17 protein-coding genes are annotated in these 21,762 nt (G+C 40.0%); 8 read left to right on the top strand and 9 right to left on the bottom strand.

Features of this window, described 5'->3' with window-relative positions; genetic code table 11:
• The 5 genes from ABJD64_RS09880 to ABJD64_RS09860 form a co-directional block, all read right to left on the bottom strand.
• A complete protein-coding gene (locus ABJD64_RS09880; RefSeq protein WP_348178229.1) occupies nt 1-1,407 on the bottom strand; it encodes a hypothetical protein in 1,407 nt (468 codons plus the stop codon).
• Nucleotides 1,408-1,551: 144 nt separating this feature from the next.
• The gene (locus ABJD64_RS09875) at nt 1,552-1,827 is read right to left on the bottom strand and encodes a helix-turn-helix transcriptional regulator (RefSeq protein ID WP_348178227.1); all 276 of its coding nucleotides are present in this window, start codon (nt 1,825-1,827) and stop codon (nt 1,552-1,554) included.
• Nucleotides 1,828-2,068: 241 nt separating this feature from the next.
• Nucleotides 2,069-2,779, bottom strand: a complete 711-nt coding sequence (locus ABJD64_RS09870; RefSeq protein ID WP_348178225.1) for a type II CAAX endopeptidase family protein — start codon at nt 2,777-2,779, stop codon at nt 2,069-2,071.
• The gene (locus ABJD64_RS09865) at nt 2,763-3,374 is read right to left on the bottom strand and encodes an AraC family transcriptional regulator (RefSeq protein WP_348178224.1); all 612 of its coding nucleotides are present in this window, start codon (nt 3,372-3,374) and stop codon (nt 2,763-2,765) included. Before ABJD64_RS09865 ends, ABJD64_RS09870 begins: the two co-directional genes overlap by 17 nt.
• The gene (locus ABJD64_RS09860; protein ID WP_348179493.1) at nt 3,314-3,532 is read right to left on the bottom strand and encodes a hypothetical protein; all 219 of its coding nucleotides are present in this window, start codon (nt 3,530-3,532) and stop codon (nt 3,314-3,316) included. The genes ABJD64_RS09865 and ABJD64_RS09860 overlap by 61 nt, the downstream gene beginning before the upstream one ends.
• Before the next feature lie 213 nt (nt 3,533-3,745).
• Between ABJD64_RS09860 and ABJD64_RS09855 the strand changes: the two genes are divergently transcribed.
• The 8 genes from ABJD64_RS09855 (at nt 3,746) to ABJD64_RS09820 (ending at nt 13,745) form a co-directional block, all read left to right on the top strand.
• Nucleotides 3,746-4,873 (top strand): helix-turn-helix domain-containing protein, encoded by a 1,128-nt coding sequence (locus tag ABJD64_RS09855; RefSeq protein ID WP_348178222.1) that lies wholly within the window; start codon nt 3,746-3,748, stop codon nt 4,871-4,873.
• A gap of 39 nt (nt 4,874-4,912) precedes the next feature.
• On the top strand, nt 4,913-5,902 hold the full coding sequence (locus ABJD64_RS09850) for an alpha/beta hydrolase (RefSeq protein WP_348178220.1): 990 nt from the start codon (nt 4,913-4,915) through the stop codon (nt 5,900-5,902).
• 521 nt (nt 5,903-6,423) lie between these two features.
• The gene (locus tag ABJD64_RS09845) at nt 6,424-6,612 is read left to right on the top strand and encodes a hypothetical protein (protein ID WP_348178218.1); all 189 of its coding nucleotides are present in this window, start codon (nt 6,424-6,426) and stop codon (nt 6,610-6,612) included.
• 1 nt (nt 6,613) lies between these two features.
• A complete protein-coding gene (locus ABJD64_RS09840) occupies nt 6,614-7,465 on the top strand; it encodes a leucine-rich repeat domain-containing protein (protein ID WP_348178216.1) in 852 nt (283 codons plus the stop codon).
• Between the two features lie 330 nt (nt 7,466-7,795).
• The gene (locus ABJD64_RS09835; protein WP_348178214.1) at nt 7,796-8,689 is read left to right on the top strand and encodes a hypothetical protein; all 894 of its coding nucleotides are present in this window, start codon (nt 7,796-7,798) and stop codon (nt 8,687-8,689) included.
• A 10-nt stretch (nt 8,690-8,699) separates the two neighbouring features.
• Nucleotides 8,700-10,073 (top strand): hypothetical protein, encoded by a 1,374-nt coding sequence (locus ABJD64_RS09830; RefSeq protein ID WP_348178212.1) that lies wholly within the window; start codon nt 8,700-8,702, stop codon nt 10,071-10,073.
• Between the two features lie 15 nt (nt 10,074-10,088).
• The gene (locus ABJD64_RS09825; RefSeq protein WP_348178210.1) at nt 10,089-10,634 is read left to right on the top strand and encodes a hypothetical protein; all 546 of its coding nucleotides are present in this window, start codon (nt 10,089-10,091) and stop codon (nt 10,632-10,634) included.
• A 192-nt stretch (nt 10,635-10,826) separates the two neighbouring features.
• Nucleotides 10,827-13,745 carry a CHAT domain-containing protein gene (locus ABJD64_RS09820; protein ID WP_348178208.1) on the top strand — a complete coding sequence of 973 codons (2,919 nt, stop codon included), beginning with the start codon at nt 10,827-10,829 and terminating at the stop codon, nt 13,743-13,745.
• A gap of 177 nt (nt 13,746-13,922) precedes the next feature.
• Here ABJD64_RS09820 and ABJD64_RS09815 read toward each other — a convergent pair whose 3' ends face one another.
• From ABJD64_RS09815 to ABJD64_RS09800, 4 genes are read right to left on the bottom strand one after another with little or no spacing between them, the layout of a single operon-like run.
• Nucleotides 13,923-16,085, bottom strand: a complete 2,163-nt coding sequence (locus ABJD64_RS09815) for an OmpA family protein (protein WP_348178206.1) — start codon at nt 16,083-16,085, stop codon at nt 13,923-13,925.
• Nucleotides 16,086-17,129: a PorP/SprF family type IX secretion system membrane protein gene (locus tag ABJD64_RS09810; RefSeq protein ID WP_348178204.1), complete on the bottom strand. Its 1,044-nt coding sequence runs from the start codon at nt 17,127-17,129 to the stop codon at nt 16,086-16,088.
• Between the two features lie 3 nt (nt 17,130-17,132).
• Nucleotides 17,133-19,004 carry a hypothetical protein gene (locus tag ABJD64_RS09805; RefSeq protein WP_348178202.1) on the bottom strand — a complete coding sequence of 624 codons (1,872 nt, stop codon included), beginning with the start codon at nt 19,002-19,004 and terminating at the stop codon, nt 17,133-17,135.
• 7 nt (nt 19,005-19,011) lie between these two features.
• Nucleotides 19,012-21,540, bottom strand: coding sequence for a hypothetical protein (locus ABJD64_RS09800; protein ID WP_348178200.1), 2,529 nt, complete (start codon nt 21,538-21,540; stop codon nt 19,012-19,014).
• Nucleotides 21,541-21,762: the final 222 nt, after the last annotated feature.

Below are 21,762 nucleotides of genomic sequence, written 5' to 3'. Positions count from 1 at the left end.
TTAATTGAATTTCAATGGATAGCTGACTTGAATCGTGGGTGACGGGTCTCCCTCACTATCCTTCTTGGCTATACCTATGATAATCATAGGTGAGCCTGGTACACTATTCTGAAATGAGACGCCTACGGACCACATTGATCTGGCTTCCGTCCCAGTATCTACTTCGCCAGCCATAATACTTTTATCCAGAAATTGATAAAATCCCGCCAGTCCAAGGATAAGATTGCCCTGAGTATTATAAAGCACACCACCTCCGATTTCATACGACGATCTGGTATCAATATTATCTCCTCTGAGCACATGATGAGTAAACAAAAAATTAGTCTGGAAACGTGGATTGATCTGGTATTTAAAAGCTACTCCCAATAGGAATGGCTGCTCTACATTTTCATCCTGGACTACCGTGGTATCTCCCAATGCAGGGTTAGACATGTCCTTAGAAACCTTCACACTGTCAGGGTTGGACTTAAACATTTCTCCTGCCCCATTGATATACACGCCAATTTCCAATTGTCTTCCCTTACTACTTCTGTTTGTTTTTAATGAGGCATATAACCCACCTCCTAAATTTCCTTCGGCTCCTGAAACGGAAATTCCAGTATTGGCGGCAATAAGTTTATTATTCACTTTTTCCTTAAAACCCTCCAATTCACCTTCTACTATGTTCAAATATTGAGTCAACTGATCCTTTTTAGAACTGAGAAATACCTGTAGTTCGGAGTTGAGACGATCGATCAAGACTTTTTGCAAATCAGCGCTGAGGTTTCCAATGAATTGACTTTCTCTCTTTACAATCTCGATATACTTCTCCAGTTCATTCTTGTATGCCTGAATTAACTTACTAATCAAGGCGTCATAACTCATATTTGGCTCATAAGGTTCTTCAGTGAAGCCTTCTACCATTCTTCCTAGTGCCAAGAAGATAAGTTGTTCCTCGGGTGACGACGTATTGGTAGGCCTTTTTAAATTCTTTGATAAAAAATCCCTGATCAGTACTTCATTGTAGTCGGCTATTGAATCTACAAGTCCCTGGGCGTCTATGGAAGCATCCAGTGGAAAATCTCGACTCAAAACCGGAATAGTATCCTCACCAAAATATGCTCTAAACTCGAATTTATTTTTACCACTCGCCTGGCCTGGTTTGTGACTCACAATAGCCCTAATACTTTTAATTGACTTCCTAAGTTTATTGAGTAGTCTAATGGACGCCTCTTCGTTAAGCCCAGGACCCGTCCGAGATATCCGATTTTGAATGCTATTTTGAACCGACTGAAAAAGCGGATCTCGCTCTATCATTGGGTTCATGGCAAAAAACTGTTGCATCTGAGAAGCCTCTTGGGCTATTAGTAAGGGAAGAGTGTTGATTACAAGGAGCAATAAAAGGCCTCCTCTGAATATTGCTATCATGGTTGCTAGCTAAATTGGTTAATCCTAAAGTATTTACTTAACCAAAAAATTTCAATACCCAACCTTGGGTATTTTCATACCAAAATCATATGAAAGTGATGCGTCGAAAAAACCCCTTAGCATGAGTTAAATTGCACATTTGGCCTATACCAGATCGAACGCCAATGCATATTGAAACAACTGTGGAATTGAATGAACCTTCAGTTTTCTGTTGATATTTTTTCTATGTTGCTCTACGGTGTGTCTGCTAATAAAAAGCTGATCGGCTATTTGCGGATTGCTAAATCCCAGAACCACAAGATTGATAATCTCTGTCTCCCGTTTGGTCAATAAACTGAATTGATCCTGATGGATGCTCTTGAATCTTTCTTGATCACATATTCTTCTGAATTTATGATCATTCAATATTGTATACGGCATTTCTCATGAGCTTAGGTCTCTCATCGTGCTGCCATAATTAATGTACGAATTTGTAATTCATCATGCAAGGGTATGATTTGCTTTTTGTAATACCAAGATGTTATTAGTGACATTATTAAAATAATTATTAAAATAATGCAAGTTTATTATAAATTCCATTTGTTTCAGGTATCAACACCTACAAGAAGAAGTTCACACTTATGGCGTACGTTAAATCCTGATTAAACATCATATAACCACATTATTCTGTCTCTTTACTATCCATCATACTATTGGATTTGTAAGAAAGAATAGTGGCATAAAGATCGACCAGTATATGCAGTAAGATGGATAGCCAAAGTGACTCGGTTAGCAGAAAGGCCGCTGTAAATATCATGGCCAGTATGAAGGCCTGCATCGAGTTTTTCAGTCCGGTAGAACTAAGATGCGCCAAAGCAAATGGAAGATTGGCTAAAAGGATGGCGGGAATCAATGAGATATAGCTAAGCATAAATGAAAGTAGAAACCCCCTGTATATAATCTCTTCACAAACCCCCGCGACAAAAGAGACTAAAATGGTATACTGATATTCTCTGTGAGTGTCTGGAAACAGAAATGAGATGGGTTCATTTTCGCTCTTGAACTTTCGCGCGCTCTCCGGAGTCACTTTAATCTGGTGAAATAGCCATAATCCAAAGAACGATATAATAAAAAGGCCATGTATCCAAAATGGCTTTGTGATGAAATCTAATCCAACACTATTTAATGTATCCTGTCCAAAAAATATTGGGCTCAGAGCTATCGCTGCCAACACAATCAACTGAATAGCCGTGACTTGCATGACATGTGCTTTTTTATCAGGATGCATTGAAAGCAATTGATGTGTTTTTCCTCCATAAATTAAGGCGTACCCGGGAAATAGTATGCCTACGACTATCGCTGCAGCGACGGATATACTAGTTGTCTCCATCATTCACGTGTTTTAAAAGTTGTTGCCAAAGTCCTTTATCTTCTTTGATGACAAATTTGTTTTTGACCAGATTATCTTTATCTCCGCTACTCTCTTTAGGAACTACTGAAATGAGTTTGGCTTGCTTAATCTCCTCTTCTGAAAGTTCCTTTAATGTGAGCAAAAGGTCCAATTTATTGGAGACATGATCGAGTGCCGTTTTTATTTCATCCAGGTCCTCTACCTCGATTGTTTTAATGATCAGATTTTCAGGACCGATCTGTTCCCGACCTTGTATTTTTTGAGCAATTACCTTCAGATCATCCGGCGCAATCAGGTGATGCTTTTTGAACGAACGGCTAAAGGTCTCGTAATCTCTGTATCCTAATTCAAAGGTCAGTTCATGCACCTTTTTGGAGCCGAGCAGAATCGATCGCAGCGCCTGATCCATTTTGATCTCTTCGATAAATCTGAAAGGTGTTTTACCGGTTTCTTTTTTAAAAGCACGATGAAAGTACCTAGCTGACATACATGCGATTGCAGACAGATCTTTAAGCGTTAGCCTTTTAGATAAGTTACTCTCAACGTAATTAATGACTTTGCTGATACGATCGTCCATATTTCAAATGTAGATAGAAATGAGAAAGGCTTGTATGACGAATCTTGCCATTCTGTAGTCTGGAATCTTGCCAACAAGTATATTCCAAACCACTGAATCAATTGATCAAACAATTCTTCTCTATGCTCGATCGAGTCATGGTTTCCACCTTGAGACATGATAAAACGATATTGAATATCGCAGCTGTGAACTTTGGACACAAATCGGATGAACTATCGATGTTTAAGAATTCAATAGATTCACTATTATCCTTTTAGACTTGTCATTCAGAAAACCCTTTTCATGTCTAATCGTTGTACCGAGCAAAACCTATTGCATCATATGTTGATGTAGTTTGACTTCTAATTTTTATAGAATACTGAAACAAGCTAATGAAAGACCATTCGTTCGTTGAGCTATTTTACTTGTTTGGAGCATTTCAAGGCTTTTTTCTGTTGACTATTATTCTTTTTCGGTCTAGAAATCAGGCTAATATCCTGTTTTCTCTGTTACTAGGTTTGTTTTCATTTTATCTATTGGAACAAACTGTCTATCTAAGTGGAGATATTACCACTTTTCCGCATTTGCTCTTTGCCACCTTACCCCTTACATTCCTGATCGGTCCGCTATTTTATCACTTCGTTAGATTCAATACAAGGGAAAACCAGCGTTTTCGCATGATACATGCTTTGCACCTCTTCCCTTTTCTATATGAAGTGGTGATCATGGCTCCCTTCTACTGGCTTTCAGCTACTAAGAAGTTAGAAATTTATCATTTGATCGTTAATAGCTCAGACGAATCTTACTCTTTTAGCACTTATCAATTGGGTTATGCTATATATCTGATATCCACTGTTTGGTTCTTGGTTTTGTCATATCGACTTTTATACTTGGAGGAGATCAAGAGCCCTTCAGCGGCAAAAAAAAGACATCAACTAAAATGGATTTCCCTGATATTTATAGGCTATCTAACCCTCAACGTATTGATCGTTATGGCTTCAATCGCCGGGTTTGATCTTCCCGTGTGGTGGCCATATGCAAGTTTAATGGTGCTGACCATTCTCATTCACTTAATTGGTTATGTGTGTTTTCTAAACCCTGATCTTATTATTCGGACTGAGTTAAGAGAGAAGTATGCCAACTCCTCTATGAGCAAAGAACAAATCGAACAATACAAGGAGTCACTGCTTAAATGTATGGAAGAAATTCAACCTTACCTGCAAGAAAAGTTGTCACCGACGATACTTGCTGAAAGTATTGGCGTGAGTACGGCTGATCTATCACAGGTACTATCGGAAGGGCTCCGTACTAATTTCTACCGATTTGTAAATGAGTACCGGGTAGCACACGCCAAAAAATTATTGCTGTCTGAGTCGTATGCTGACGCAAAAATCATTCATGTTGCATTCGACTGTGGCTTTGGAAACAAAACTTCCTTTCTAAGAAATTTCAAGGAAATCACAGGAATGACCCCATCTCGCTTTAAATCTGGTTCCACTCCAGTGAGTGAACCTTTGTAAGCTTGAATTTGATGTATGCTTACCAAAAAAATAATCAAGATGGTAAGAAATGCACTTTTGTCTCTGTTTACATGTGTACACCTGACCTCATTCGGTCAGATCAACAACTTGAACCATGCAGACAACTATGAAACCGTCCCATACGGGAGTTTGGGCAGTGTTGAAAAAATAGGCAATGGAAAACAACCCATGATCCTGATTGCTGGTTGGGGATTTGATGGAAATATTTTTAGACCACTGACCGACTCTCAACAACATGAGTATACCATGTACGTGGTCACGCTACCTGGGTTTGGAAATACAAAGGCACCACCTATGCCGAAAAACAATACGTCCTATAGCGATCTGTATTGGACAAATGGAATAATCCAAGCACTGAAAGGCCTCATTCAAAGGGAACAAATGAATCGGCCGATTCTTATGTCCTATTTTACCTACAGTAACGTTATCGCACTTCGCATAGCACTTGACTATCCCGAGCTCATTGATAAGGTGGTTATTCTAAGTGGAATGGCACGTTTCATGGCAAACTATCCATCCTATGAACCCACCAGTCTGCAAAGTCGCATTTATTATACTGAGCAAGTTCTTGCCCAAAAATGGTTTAAGACAGTGAGTAAGGAAACCTGGGATCAAGGTAATTTCACACCGGTGGGATTTTCGAAGGACACTTTAACGGCACAAAAATACTGGAATCAAATGTCGTCCGTACCCATTCCCATAATGGTCAGATATCTGTTAGAATACTACTGCACTGACCTAAGTCTGGAATATGAGAAACTGAAGGTCCCAACGCTGGTGGTTATGCCACAATTCACTCAAGAGGTATTCAAAGAACCGGGCAATGCTTACTGGAGCACTTTTTTTCATCATAGTTGGTGGGGAGCGAAACCTGCCAACTCTAATTTTCACCTGATTACTATTTCTGATAGCCATGCCATGATTCTGGAGGATCAACCTGACAAACTCTTAGACGTGATCAATCTTTTTGCTAGTGGTAAACTAAGCCCGTATGATCTCAAACGATGAAGGCGAGATCAAGACTTTATGGTCAATACATAAATATAACTTATGCTATATATGATTAATATAAATATATATTTATGATTAGATAGCCATCTTTTAGATGATTAATGCCGTTGTTTACGGTAATGAAAAAAGCAATTACCATAGCGATGACATTTACATTGATCTTGATGATCATTTCATCGAAGATCTGCGCAGACCGCTTTTTCCCAGTGGCTATACCGCAAAGTGAAGTAACCTCAGAAATTGAGTTTATTCACACCAGAGAGTCAATCAATCAGAACTCTCAACTAAGCAGAAAAACGATAACAAGTCATCAGGCTTTGAGGAAGGCCTATAACCCTATCCAATCTATCACTTGGAATCAAGCGGCTAATAAGTCCAAGTTATGCACCTACGCACGCTTTATTCGATTCTGTTCACTCCAGATATGATAACCTTATTCAATAGATAATATAAATTCTATTGACGGCCCCCTTCCATTTTTAATCACTTTATCAATCAAAATTTAAGCTACATCCAAGATGAAGACTAAGACAACTATGCTCGAGTACTGCAAGAAAGTTTTAGAAGCAGTCTCTTTTGACCAGGAGCTCTTCATGAAAGAGTATCATAAATCACTTTCATGGCTCAACAGTGACGAGTCTGTTCAGCTGACCTATTGGATTCGGAACGAATCTCAATCTGGATTTGAAAACCTTAAAAGAAACTAAGATGAAAAATTTATTAATAAGTCTCCTTTTTATTGCATCTACGTTATTTGATGCAGATGCTCAAACTGGTGCCGTACGCTACGAAAGCCTCGAAGAGGCCAAAGAGAATCCTGAAAGTGTCCAATGGCTCACTCTTCGTGATCAAGGACTAAATAAGTTTCCGGTTGAAATTCTTGAATTAAGCAATTTAAAATATCTCGATCTGAGTGAAAACAACATCAGTGTATTGCCTGAAAGCATTGACCGCCTGGCTGAGTTGTTTTATCTGGATTTGTCAGGAAACAGAATTACAAAGTTGCCATCAGAGTTTTCGAATATCAAAAACCTGCGACATTTGTATCTAGGGTACAATAATTCAACAAGCTTGAAACAAGATTTACAAGTGCTTGGTGAATTGCCTCTACTGACAGTTTTGGATCTTAGTGGCGGAAAATTCAAAACTTTACCTCCCGCCATTGGTGAGCTTAAAAGTCTAGAGTTTTTGGAGCTTTCCGAGAACAAAATTGTACAGTTACCTAATGAGTTCTCATTATTAGAAAATCTTCAAATTCTCTACATTGAGAATGATGAACATTTCGATTTCGAGAAAAACATTTCTGTACTCAGTCGTTTGCCTAATCTTCGGGAATTGCACTTGGAAGGTGATCGATTTAGCCAAATCCCTTCAGAAATAAACAGCTTGAAATCTCTTGAGTATCTTTATCTTGGAAATAACCAAATTGAGGAATTGCCTGACGAAATTTTTGAGATGAAGCGCATAAAAGAAATCGATGTATCCAATAATCAAATGCCCCACCTTTTACTAGACATTTATCGTGATCATTTGGCTCCTACGATAAGAATTACTTTCTGATTATTAAGTAGCTGATTCAATTTGATAGGCAAGAAGACAAGCAACGTCTCTTGCCTATTTGCATTTGAGGTTTTTTAATTATCAACTGCTCCTGTCTACTGTTCTTCCGAATCTACAAAAAAGTCTTCATGGCTTTGTTGTCAAGTAGCTAATTTACTGTTTCCATGTAGCCCGATTTTTGATAAAATAACCTGCCAGAAAGCCTCTAAATGCTCTTTTTTAAAGGAGCATGAATAATCAACAAGGTAATTAATTTGTTATAGGACAAGAATCAAGATTATTTTGATAATGGTGTGTTTATTTATAAATTGACTTAAATAAACCACGCTTGTGAAAAATAACCAGGTCATCCTTCTCCTATTCGTAGTGACAATTATGCTAGGTTGCGACCCAATTGAAGAAATTCCCAAGTGTATTGATACACCCTATTCTTTTGGTGAAGACACTGAATTCACTACTCAAGAGGTAGATAGCACATTCAATTCGATTGATTCGCTGCTACTTGTAGATACCTTAATCTTTCCTATCGATACTCTTTCACTTTTTGATAGTCTTTTTGTTTCACATCCAGACACATTATTCCTTGTCGATTTGGATTCGGACCCGTGGGTATACGATACTACTTTGCTCAACGGTATTCAATCAGAATTGCTTGATTCAGTGTCTTTGACCCAACCAGATTCTATTTTTCTCTTCGCCAAAGATTTAGTTGAGGTGTTATCCAGTGTCGACACTTCAACGGTAACCCAAAACATTACGGAATATACGAATGCAATATGTTTGGATAATGTGGAAGAACAAACGGTCAAGGCTTTGGCTGAAGCAGAATCTTTTGCACAATATATAATTGGCAATTGGGATGTTGATGAAGTGTTTAAGTGTGAGGATTTAGAGGACATTTCTTCTAGTTATACACTGTTTACCATAAGATTTGATGTTGCTAATTTTTCTACCACCACTTTGACGCTAAAGTATTTTACCACCTTTGCGCAGCCCATCTTCAATGCCACCGGAACCATTACCATTAGCCTAACCGAAGACTTTACGGGTGATGTCGTTACAGGTCAGAGAAGTGATGGCAAATCAGTCGAATTTCAGGACCTGAATGACAATCTCAATACCAACAATTTATCTCTGGACATTTTAGACGTATTCGAATGCGGCAACGGAGAAGGCAGAATACTGAGATTAGGTAATGCTCGATTAAGATGTCGCAGATTTTAAATCTAGACTCATGAATAAAAATCAACCCCTTCTTATCCTGGCTTTTGTTTGTACAAGCTTGACAGTACTCGCGGTTCAGGAAGCAAAGCCCATACAGTCCATGCCAATTGACTCCGTTCTTTTAAAGCTGGAAACACATATCAATCTATGGTTTGACAGTTACGGTGACTCAGTATCTCAGCAATCTTTAGAAGGAGAAATTGAAAGAATCTTAAGTCGAGACGAAGACGTTCTTGACGGTGAAAGTGAAGATGCCAAAGGAAACTTTTATTGGTATGCCGGAGATTACTATCAAGCAAAATTCGAACTAGACCCTAATCGGGAAGATTATGACTGGGGGAAATATTACCTCAAAAAAATGAAAGAACTGAGTAGCACCAAATACAAAGCTGTTGCCTATGCCCATTTGGGTAACCTCAATTTTTGGAATTCAACCTATATTCATGCACTCAACGACCTGCAGCAGTCCCTCTATCTCTATAGAATATACATGTCGGATAATTCAATTAACTCACTTTTGGAGAGCAATTCTACTCCTGATTCCAGCCAGTTAAATCTCATTCTTAATGTTGTAGATGTACACAAACAACTGGCTGAAGTGCATGCTGATTTGGGCAATTTTGAATTAGCATTAAATATCTACAAAGAAATTGACTCGTTGTACAGCAAGGTGCTAATAGATAATTTCAGTGAAGCAAATAATCTAATTATAGTTCTGAGTCTCAATAAGGCACTTATTCAAAATGAATTGTTCAAAAAAAGTGATAGTAATGAACTTCGATTAAGCGTTACAGAAAACATCAGAAAAGCCGAGTCATTTTTATTTAACAACTCGATTTCTGAAGAAAACCCTGCGTATTCGGATTACTATCTGGTGAAGTCCTCTATTCTAATGGATCAGCAAGAAAATGATGAAAGCTCAGATGAGATCAATCTTTTACTCATGAAATACAGGATGGGAAACTTTGATTACGATGCCTTTGACTTACAGGCAAATTATTATATTCTAAAAGCAAAATCCCATACGCAAAGAAACGAGCCGGAACTTTCTATTCAACATCTGGACTCCGCTATTACTGCTATTGAAAAAACCAGTTATCGTCGTGACAAAATCAATGCATACAAAGACATGAATGCGATTATGACCGCATTTAGCGAGTATCAGAATCCTGAGATTTTAAAACGGCTGTATGAGCTCACCGAAGAGGACTTGTCGAGCGTATTTGTTGCTCAAAATGACATCTTAGGTAAATTAATTCAATCCAAAAAGGACCTAGCTGCAGAAAGTAAAGACAAGGAGATATTGATGTACATCACTATGGCTACAGGTTCCTTTTTACTTGTGATAATTATGATTATGGCGATCAAATTAAGATCCCGATAATGAATCAGTAAATAAATGAAAGATTATCAAATTGCGTTTTTTGTATTCTTGGGCGTCTCAATCCTTGTTATAGCTGGCTTTTTATTTTTCTTGCCCAAGCTCACCAAAGTAGACAAAAAGGATTTGATCATTCCGGATCAAGACAATAACCCTATTGCCAAGATATTAGAAGAATATTATAGGATCAGAAATAATCAAGTACGAATTTCCTTTTATTTCAGTATCATAAGTGCATCTCTTGGCTTTATGATTCTGCTTTACACGATCATGGATTTTACGATTTTGCGAGACGCAGAAAAGATTGATTATGTCAAAGCTACCGTTCCACTTGTGTCTGGAATAGTCATAGAAGCAGTGGCTGCGCTATTCTTTCGTACACAGATTAGAGCCGATAAAGAAATTCAAAAAAACATGGATGGCTTAAGAGTTCATGCACTGTTGAATGAATTCAAAGAAGGTGATCTAAAAGATCAAGCAAGGAAAGACGTTATTTATAGTCTTATCTGGAACTACAAGCTCCCTCATGACTTGGATAAACCAAATGAGCAAAAAGAGGTTTAGCTCTCTTTCTATTCACGATAACACAAATTCTTAAAAATCGCAACTTCAAAGTCAGGAACTTTTGGTTCTTTATCTCTACAGTCCATCGAAAGAATAGATTAAATGCATCGTAAAACCAGCAATTAAATTATATTTAACTGATTAGCCGATCCAGCTTCAGCATAATGATAAACACAAGGGGAAAAGAGTATAATGGAGAGATTTAAAAAGCACAGCATTGGCCCAATAGCTCTACTGATTGTGCTTGGTTTAGCTCGACTGAGTAGTGCACAAACCTGTTTGCAAAAGTTGGACAGTGTCTACATTTATAAGTATGAGGAACCCGAAAGGGCCAGGTTCTATGCCAGCGCCTTACTGGAAGATCTTGATTCGGGCAGATGTGTTACAGAGCTGGGCATTGCCGCTCTTTATAACAACATCGGGCTAACACTTTGGGAAATCAATGAGAAAAAGAAAGGACTCGATGCGCTGCAGCGTGGTCTGACTGAAGAACTCAAAAGTAAGCCAGAGACACATCCGGATTTGCTTGGACTTTACTATAACCTGTCTACTTTCTACAGAGAGTCAGCAAATTTCAAGGAAGCGGCTGACCATTTAGATAAAGCTGAATCTATTATTAACAGGCATTATGCCGATGATCAAAATAAGCAAGTCGGTTTTTTATTCAATAAAGGTGTTTACAACCGGGAAAAGGGCGACTTTCCAAAAAGCGTAGAAGCTCTGGAAACTGCTATCGGTCTTATCAATGTACCAGCAGACTCAACTCAAATTGCACTCCAAATAGAATTGGGAACCACTTACAGGAATTTTGGAGATATGGCCAAAAGTGAGACCATTCTCCTTAAGGCTATTGCATCAGCAGAAGGTAATCAGGAGCTATTGCTACTCAAAGCCATTGATCGATTGTCTGCCCTGATGATCGAGTTGGGAGACTTCTCTGATTCGGAGACCTATCTGTTGGAAAACCTTCAACGAAAAGATAGCCTTTTCCGTGATACTCCTCTCCTTAAATTAGAGACTTACAACAACCTGAGCATCTTGTACTACAGGCTCAACGACATGGAATCAGCCGAAAAGTATATCGCCAGGGGACTGGATGAGAACCAGGATATCAGAACTGTAAAACCGAAACTCCTCAACAACCTTGGTACCATTTATATGCGCGAAGGTAAATTTGAGGAAGCTGAAAAGTACTTCATTGAGAGTGCCGAAGCTTTTCAGGAAATTTATGGTAGTATCAATCCTGACTATGCAACAAGCCTGAGTAATCTGGCGGGCATCTATAAAATAAGGGGCGAGCTCAACAGGGCTTTGGATACGTATTCTAAAGTCCTGGACATGGATCGGGCCATCTATGGCACCAATCATCCCACCTATGCCACATCACTTAGCAATGTGGGGCTTTTGTATATGCAGTTTGGTAGCATGGGAATGGCTGAAAGGTTATTGAAGCAGGCCAAACAAATCCGGCTAAAGACACTCGGAGGCTATCACCCACTCTACATTAAAACAGTCAATGACCTGGCCATTTATCATCTCATCCAGGAAGATACTGTTGCTGCTATGGATGCTTTTGATCACGCCCTCGATGCGGAGATCCATCACATGCACGATATTTTTCCTGTGCTGACCGATAAGCAACGAAAACTCTATTTCAATGAGACTCGAAGCAATATTGAAAGGTATTGTGCTTTAGCTTTTCAGCCCAGTTACGTCCACACTGAGTATGCAGTACATGCGGTCAATCATTTTATCAATACGAAAGGCATGTTGTTTTATGCTTCAGAAAAAATGCGAAGGATCATTCTTTCCAGCGGCGATGAAGCTATTATCAAGACTTACAACACCTGGAGAGAAGAAAAATACTTGTTGGCACAAGCCTACCTCCTGACACAAGAAGAAAGAGAACGGCAAGGTTTGGATATTGGAGAAATGGAAACCTATTGCATCGATTTGGAGAAGGAATTGGCCCAAACTTTTCACGTCTTTCTCGAAGAAGAGAGAAGTGCTTACCATACCTGGAAAGAGATTAGTGAGGTCTTGCCAGATAGCACCGCCATGATCGATATCATTCAGTTTCGTAACTACCATGCAAAAATTGTGGATCAAGAGTTGGATCAGGGATTTGAAGATCAGGCCCACTATGTGGCTTTTGTGATCAAAAAAGATAGTGTGATTGAAGCAGTGACCTGGGATAAGGAAATTGATTTTGAGAAAGGACTTAAACTATACAATAATGCCATCAAATTCGGGGTAAAAGATAAGTTAACCCATAGGATATTCTGGGGGCCAATCCAGGAACATGTAAAAGATGTAAATCGAGTCTACCTCTCCCCTGATGGCATCTATCACAAACTTAATCCGGCTATACTTTATGATAATCAGCAACAGAAATATGTGGCTGATGAAATCGACATCACAAATATTACAAGTGGTAAGGACCTGATATACACCGAGGACAAAAAGCTGATCAAAGAGGCTCGAATTGTCGGGAATCCGGACTTTTCAAATGTCCAAACTGAGTATATGCAGCTCAAGCAGTTGGCCGGAGCAGAAGAAGAAGCAAAGGACATTACCAAAATTTTGGACGTAAGAAAATGGCATACCGAATCTTACTATTTCTCTGAGGCTACAGAGGATCAGGTCAAGGCTTTCCAGAATCCGGGTGTCATGCACATAGCCACGCACGGTTTCTTTAAGGATGATCCTGATAATATTGACCCGTTACATAGTTCTGGTATATTTTTAAGCAAGCAAGTTGGCAGCTCCAATGACGGAATACTAACCGCTTACGAGGCCATGAACATGCAGTTAGATCAAACAAGTCTTGTGGTATTGGCCGCTTGTGAAACAGGGTTAGGCACAGTTGAAAATGGCGAGGGTGTTTTTGGTCTTCAGCGGGCTTTTTTAGTGGCTGGTGCCGACAATGTCCTAATCAGTTTGGTAAAGATCAACGATCAGGCAGCCAGACGGTTCATGAACCTGCTTTACGAGCAACTGCGTGAAACAGAAAATCCTCAACAGGCTTTTTTCAATGCCCGAGCACTTTATAGACTGGAAGACGACAATCCTTACAATTGGGGAGCATACATTTTGGTAACCAAAGGGTAAGCAAAGGCCTTCGGTGAAATATATTTCCATGCCGTCCAACCAACACTTTTGGACCTATACTTCTGCAAACAATTATTGACACCAGGTTGTGAAGCATGACTGAAAAAAGATCAGATCACAGATGCTACAACTGGTAAAAAAACCTTTAATACTTAGTTCTAAATGAAGAACAGAATATCAAAATACGTCCCAAATGTTCTCTTCGGTAATGAAGTACCTTGGATCGAGCTTACTATCGCTAGGCAGGTACAATCTGATCGCATAGCCAGGATTGATTGGTTGATCTCCAACTCCGTTCCATTGGCGAACATCCGCCGGATCCAGGCTTAGTTTGTTGGCAACCATATCCAAGGTTAGAGGCTTTCTCAGTACTACGCTTTTTGCAGATGCCAGTGCTATTGGCTCTGAGCTCTCAACATGCAACTCCACCCTCCTGTCCATCACACGTCTAAACCAGTGATCTCTCTCTTGCTCAGTCCGTAGCTCTCCTCTGGCTAGTACTTGTATTTTTTCCTCAGGTATTCCCAACTTAACCAGATAATTTTTTGCAGCCACTCCTCTTTTCTCGCATAGACCCACGTTGCCTTTTTTTGAGCCAAGATAATCCGCGTAGGACAGCAAATTGATTCTTGCGAAGGACTCATCCTTAAGAGATGCGTAAAAATCTTTCAGAGCTTGCTTAGATTGTTCGCGCAGTCTAAAATCTCCATAGTCAAAATAAAGTCGCTCCACATTCCCAATAGTCTTATAAGACTTATCTGGCTCAGGCGCAACTGCTTTGGCTTTGGCCACTGCCTGACTTCGCTTTTGCACTCTTGCCGATCGATCCGGTCTGCTGGATGTCAAATTTGACGCAATAGTACCACCGTCCACCGCACTTGAATTAAATAGTTTTCTTAAATCTTTCTTTTTTGTAATTACGGGCTGAAACAAAGCATACCCTTCATAGTCTTCGGCTCTAAAAGTGACTAGATCAACAGAACCGGTATCTCTGTATTTGGACATGATTTGCCCATCTACCATTAATTCACCGGCAAAAACTAAGGACAAAAACAATTTTTCATCTGGTACTGAAAATCGATAAAGGTCCAACACTTCCTTGGTTTGTCTGTTTGAAGACAGATACCCAATGGTGTCACCAATGTTGAAATAGGTATCATCCCAAGTAGAATTGAAGGGGAAACCAATGTTGAACAAGTCTGGTGTAAAAAATGAATGACCTTTAGCACCATAAATATCATATCCACCATACCCGACATGGCCGTTGCTACTAAAAACCAAACTCTCATGTGCAGATGAGTAATAGGGTGTAATTTCATTTTCACCAGTGTTGATTACTTTTCCCATATTAATAGCTGGCAACCAAGATTCTCCTTCATCGCCACGAAGACTCATCCAAATATCGCTGCCACCCTGGCCTCCCGGCCGATCAGATGAGAAGAACAAGGTATCTCCGGTTATGGACAATGAAGGATGTTTGTTTTCGGAGTTTTTTTCATTGATGAATTCGTTGAGTATTACAGGGTCAGTCCATTTTTCATTCTCCAGTTTACTAAACTTGATCTGACAACCTGCATTACCTTTTTCGTTTTCACAAGAGGTGTAATAGAACTTATCACCTGCGGCATTGAAAGTTCCGGAACCTTCAGACCACTTTGTATTCAGTTTGTCAAATCTGTGCTTTCCACTGATATTATGATAGGTACCATTTTCCTTCAATTCAAACATCATCATATCTGGTAATAGGCCGCTATATTGACTTCCTTGATATTGTTCACCGGAAAGATTTCTGGACGTAGAGAAAACAATGTGACCGTCGGATGGGTTTTCTGTGGCTCCATAATCGTGAAACTTACTATTGAGCTTCTTGATAAATTCTACTTTGAAGTGTCTGTCCTGTTCCTGTTCTCTTTTGGCTAGCAGGCAACCTTCCCGTTGTCTGCTGGCCAGATCAAGCAATTCCGGCTCTACATCAGGCATTTGAACCAACTCCTGATAGATAGAATCAGCCAAGTCAAAATTGCTATCACGCTTGTTTAATGTTGCGTACTTATAAATAGATTTAGTTTGATATTCCTGACCCGGTGTTTCACTTAGCACTTTAAAAGTTTTCATCGCCTTGTCATATTGCAAGGTTTGCTCATAACATGTGGCTAGCTGATAACCCGCGTAGTAATTTTTCTTACTGATGGCGTACACTTTTTCATAATACGGAATGGCTTCCAAGTACCTATTGTTCGCAAATTGCTCATCACCCAATTGCTGTATTTTAGGAATGGATTGAGCAAAAAGGTTTGCAGTAATCGTAAATAACAGTATGGTTGAGGTAAATATTTTCATTTAGAACATGGGGTTGGACAGCCTTCTATATGATTTGTGAAGTTCAAAACTGTAACCAAGTGATATTTCATAAGCAGAAACGCTTCCTTCCACTTGCTCATTAAGTCCTTGATTTGTGGCATTCAGGTCAACACTAAATCCGAGTTTGAGTTGATCCACTTTCAAACCAATCAAACCGATAAAAGAATCATTTAAGCGATACCAGCCTCCTGTTTGCAGTTCCAAGCCCAAGTTGGATTTGGACGAGCTTACAAATGTAGAAACATACATACCTACATTCAGCTGCGTGCTACCATTCGAGTTGAGAACATAGGCAGAAGGGTGACCATAAAACCTAGCGCCAAGTGGAAATTGGAATACCGCAAACAACTTATAGAGCATGGATTTTCTGGCATCGTTACCATCTATTGAACCGATCTTAGGTCTATTTAGATTGTCTGCGCTCAACCCTACAGAAAAGGCATAATCCCTAATTTTATAATCGTCATTGTCATAGGTGGAATACAATGCACCAAAATTTATGACAGGATACCAAAGCGGATCGAAAGAGATTCCTTCGCCGGCCAGACTGCTGTCATACCCATCATCCAGGTATTGATTGAACTGAGATCCCCAGCGATAGCCATTACCAGAGAAATCTTGCTGTGCATAGCCGGCCTGAATACCGAATACTATTAATTGGTTTCTCAACTCAGATAGGTTCAGGACATACGCAAAGTTGCCGATTACTTTTTGATGTCGATATGTGCCTTGAAAACCACGACTTTCTCTAAAAAAAGTCAAACCCACACTGCCAAAGTATTCTTCTTTTGTTGTTACTCTGCGCAAGGGATAGGTAAGAGATCCTTGCATAAGTTCTACATAACTTTCAGTATCAGCCTTGCCAGCACGTTTATAATTGGAATTGAAGTTGATGGTTGTGATTGTACCCGGAAAAGCAGGATTCATCAAGGCACCACTGGCAAAATATTGAGAGAACTGGCCCTCCTGACCGTAAGCAAAAAAAGTATTCAATAAAAATATAAGTAGTAGCGCTTTCTTCATATATCACTTGACCAAAAGAACGGAACCCAACTTGCTGAAATTTTGTGTCTGATCTCTTTCACCAGCTGTAAAATACTTGTCACTTACGTCATTACTGATCGTATAGGCAATACTGACATTGTAATAATACACTCCTTCAGGGGCTTCTAATCCACTTTTTAGGTTTCCATCCCATCCCAGATTTTCTAAACTAAGATCTTCTCCTGATATAGTTTCTGCATATACCTCTCTATTGAATGAATCGTAGACCAAAAAAGTAACAGAAGATACCACGGCTCCACCGATGAAAGGCCTGAAAATCTTATTTTCATTGATACTGGCTCCTGGAGCGAATACATTTGGTAGATATACTTCAGGTTCTGTAAGGACTGGGGATATTCCAAGTGCAAACCTGGTAGGCGTAGGAGTTATCCAGATCAAATCCGAGGTCCGAATAGTTCCCTCTACCGGTACGGCTGCACCATTATTGTCGTTGTTGGAATCGATGGTCTTCAATGCGTGAAAAAGCGAATCACCGTCCCCAAATCTTTGAAGTGTAGCATCATATTCACGTGCATTGATAAAATTAGGGGTATTAGTGAAATCAACACCAGAATAATCCACTGAAACCGATACTTCTGCACTATCGGCCGAGGATTGGATACTCCATTCTACCTCACTAGCCAATCCCATCGTGTTTTCATCAGTAAGTAAGCTGTCTGGATTGGGTACTCTACACTCTACTTTTACCACAATACCCGGCGTATTGCTGCTCAGAGTTACATAATTCGGAGCACCGTTAATTCCCATAGGAAAAGTGGTAGCATCTGTTGTTGTAATCGCTAACATTTGGCCTTCTACATAGGAAGGTGATCCGTCGCTTGCGGTGTTAACATTGATCGTACCTTGAACTAGAAATGTCTCTTGATTAGTTGCGTTGAGCACACCCTCGTTAATGTTCATTGACGTTTGAACTAAAACAAAGTTTGGAGGTAATGATACCCTGCCTGCAGTATTCAAGTTGAGATTGTCGATGAAAATTGTATCTGCGCTACTTAAAAGAATAACCTCATTGATTGGGTTCCTATCGACCACATCTGTGAAACTAAGAGTACCGAGCTGTTTGTTGTTTACAAAATTTATGTCTGCATCAGCTATAGAAACGATTTCTCCACTGTTTGTTAAGACACCATTAAATACAGTGTTAGCTGCCAACAGCATCCTTTGGTTATTGGCAGTGGCCCCGTTAAAAGTTGTAGAGCCACCGAAAACCACTTCATTGTTATTGGAAAAAGTATCAGAAATTACGGTTTCTCCTGCAGATCTAAGTATTCCACCGTTGGTGAATGGCGTACCTAGTGTGAGGTTTCCTTCTACAGAAGTGACTGCTCCATCTGGATTCAACAACGTACCTGCCACTATCGCATTGCCGTTAATACCCAACGTTCCTGAGGTATTATCAATTGTTCCATTGATTTGAATATCGGTATCAAATCTTAATTGGCTGTTATTGTCTATACTGCCATTGACAACCGAACTAGCCGCACCGGAAACCAGGAAGTCACCATTGTTGGTAATGGTTCCGTCCATATTGGAATTTCCTTCTATAACCGCGGTCGAACCTGTGCGATTGACCAGGGCTGAAGTTGCTTCAAGGGCTCCATCACCTTTGATCTGCAGCACACCGGCATTATCCACCGTACCATTTATTCGTCCATCACTTTCAATTATAGCATTTCCTTCGTTGGTTACGTTTCCATTGAATGTGGCACTACCCCCAGCATAAAAAGTAGCACCTGTTCCAACATTCAGTGTAGTGGCCGAACCAAAATTAGTTTCTTGAGCTAACGCAATTTGGGCGATAAGTGTGAATATGATGAATGAAGTATATCTCATATTTGCTCTATTTGAAAGATCTACTTATTTCTACCCATTGTCCTGATATGTATATGAGATGAACGGTTGAAAAGTCATTAAACATCATTACATCTCCGGTTGCACTTCCCGTTTGTAAAAATGATCCGTCATTTATAGTAACTGTACCTCCTTCAGTAATTAAGATGAGCTCTTGCCCTTCTTGTCCGGCATTGATTCCAGTGATTGTACCTGTAATCTTCATGACTCTCTGAGAAGGTATTAAGGCTCCTGTAGCCGCCGTTACAGGTGGTGTACTAACCAGTGTTCCGTCTAACGCTATACCGGTAGGGACATTCAAAGTATAGCCAGCTCCTATATTAATGGCATCATTTTCTCCGTCAATATTCAATGCGTCCGTCACCGTTCCACCATTCAATACTCGAAACGCCAATTCTGCGTCTGTGACAGTATTTTTTCTAGCTTCGATATTGGCAGTGACCAATGGTGTTGACCCGTCATTCGTAGATTCAAAAACCAAGTTGGCCCCAGCTCCGATTGTTGTGTTGTTATTAAATAAGTGCAGAGTTGGCGCTGTAGATGCGGCACCTCTTACAAAACTAAATTCAAAACCGTTAGAAGTGATGTTTGTATTCGTACTGAGGGATCCTCCCAATTCGGCATTAGATCCATTGACATTCAAGCCATTAGCTGCTCCTGTAAGAGTACCTGCACCAAACGCTTGCCACGACCCGCCGTTCCAGTATTCATAGCCTGATCCCAATACGTATTTGAGTGTCCCTTCATCTCCAGATGTCAAAGTATTGCCTGTGTCCCCTATTTTTAATGCCCCCGGAAATGCCGCATCTCCATTATGATTCAAAGTGAGTGCATTATTTAAAACACCTCCATTGCTAACTTCGAACTCCAGGTTGCCTGAAAAAGAGGCTGCCGTACCATCAGTTATATTGCTCCTTATTAGTGAAATTCCTTGTAAAATACCGCCATCATCGAATCCGGCTAGCTCAATGCCTCCAGTAGTTCCTGTGACTCCTGGCGAACCTAAATCTGTAAACACCTGAAGAGAAGCATCTGAATTAGAACTGTTGCCAAAACTTGCAGCAATTCCACCGCCTCCATCAATATTTACAAGTTCAAATAGTGGTACTGCACTAGAAGGAAAGGCATCCGAATACGGTAATGTCAATCCGCTACTACTACCACCAAGAGGAACCCAGCTTCCCAAAACTCTGCCCTCAAACCCTTCTAATCCGGATTCGTTGCTATAGCGAATCATTCCATCTAAAGGTGAGGCAATATTATCTCGGGCTAAATCGTCTCCTACAGGCAATATTATGGCCTCATCAGATTTGAAATTCACAATTTCATCAAACTCAGCCGAACCATCAGCTAGTAAGGACAAGGAAGATTGCGTTTCAGTAGTTAAGTTAACGGTGGCGTCGGCGGCACCGGCAGTTGTATGCAGAAATTTTATTTCCCCACCGCTTTCATAAAACATAAAACTCCCAATTCCCCCTGAAATTCGCTTAATCTCATTATCCGAAACATTGGTTTTATCTACATACAAATCAGAGCCAATAAAATCACCAAAAATGGTGTTGGTACTGTTTTGAAAGTTGAACAAGCTTAAGCTTTGTTCAACTTGTAAAGGTGACATAGGTGTAACTGTTCCTATGCCAATATTACCTACGGAATAATTAATATCTCCTGCATTGTCAGCCCATAAGCTACCTCCTAGCCCGGACCAGGCACCTGCACTATAGCCTTCAAATTTTGAGTTGTCAGTATTGTATCTTAACATGCCATCCACAGCTCCTGCGCCTATAGGAGCCTCAGCGGTTGTTCCCTTAGGTAATTTAATCGCGTCATTTGAATCGATATCTAGACTTACCAATGGGTCGCCGGTACCTATCCCAACGTTTCCATTTGGTTCTAAATGAAGAATGGCTGATGTTTCAACTCCACCGATAAAGTTTGAAAATGTAAGCTCATTTTGTCGTAGTGCGTCACCAAAGGTATTTCCATAACCAAGCATCATCCATCCGTTAGTGCTTGCCGCACTTACATCTGTGGCCCCATCACCTAGTGTTTGAATAATCAAGCCTGACAGTTGCGACGTTTGAGTACCTAGTCCGTCTATGGTCAGTATTGCGGGCTGGTCTATGCCATTATTGGATATGTGCAGATCTGTTATTGGAGTTGTAGTACCTATTCCAACATTACCACCTGTGTAATTGATATTGCCTCCATTGTCTACCCAAAGATCGGTACCGGCAATAGCCATAGGCAACCAAGAGCCATTGTGCCAGATAAGGAGGTTACCCAGGTCACTATCAAAAACCATCATTCCGTTGTCGGTATTGGTCAAGGTCATGCCAGTCCGATCGATGGTACTTAACCTGGGAATCAAAACCCCTTGCACCTGGCCACTGACCGGTTGAATATCCAACGCCGCATTTGGGTTAGGTGTATCCGTATTGATACCGATAGAATTTTGTGCATTTACATTAATTGTAGTTAAAATAAATGATAGGGTATATAGTATTCGTCTTACCATGGCTGAAGTCTTGAATATAGTAATATTGAAATCGAACAGGTATCCATAATGCCGTATGCATTATTGTCCTGATGAGGATAAACGAGTGGGGACCGTTGAAAAGAGATCATCATATCTCCCAAGTCTTTTTGCTTTCTTTCATGAAATAGGAACAGCTGATCATTTTTCAAATATCAAAATAAACAAGTATCAATTAGTATACTTGAATAATTCGATGAATAA

The sequence above is a fragment of the Reichenbachiella sp. genome, assembly GCF_039944555.1.
In the GTDB taxonomy this organism is placed as follows: Bacteria; Bacteroidota; Bacteroidia; order Cytophagales; family Cyclobacteriaceae; genus Reichenbachiella.
The sequence above is the reverse complement of the archived record's forward strand: the minus strand, read 5'-3'. Positions and strand labels throughout refer to the sequence as shown.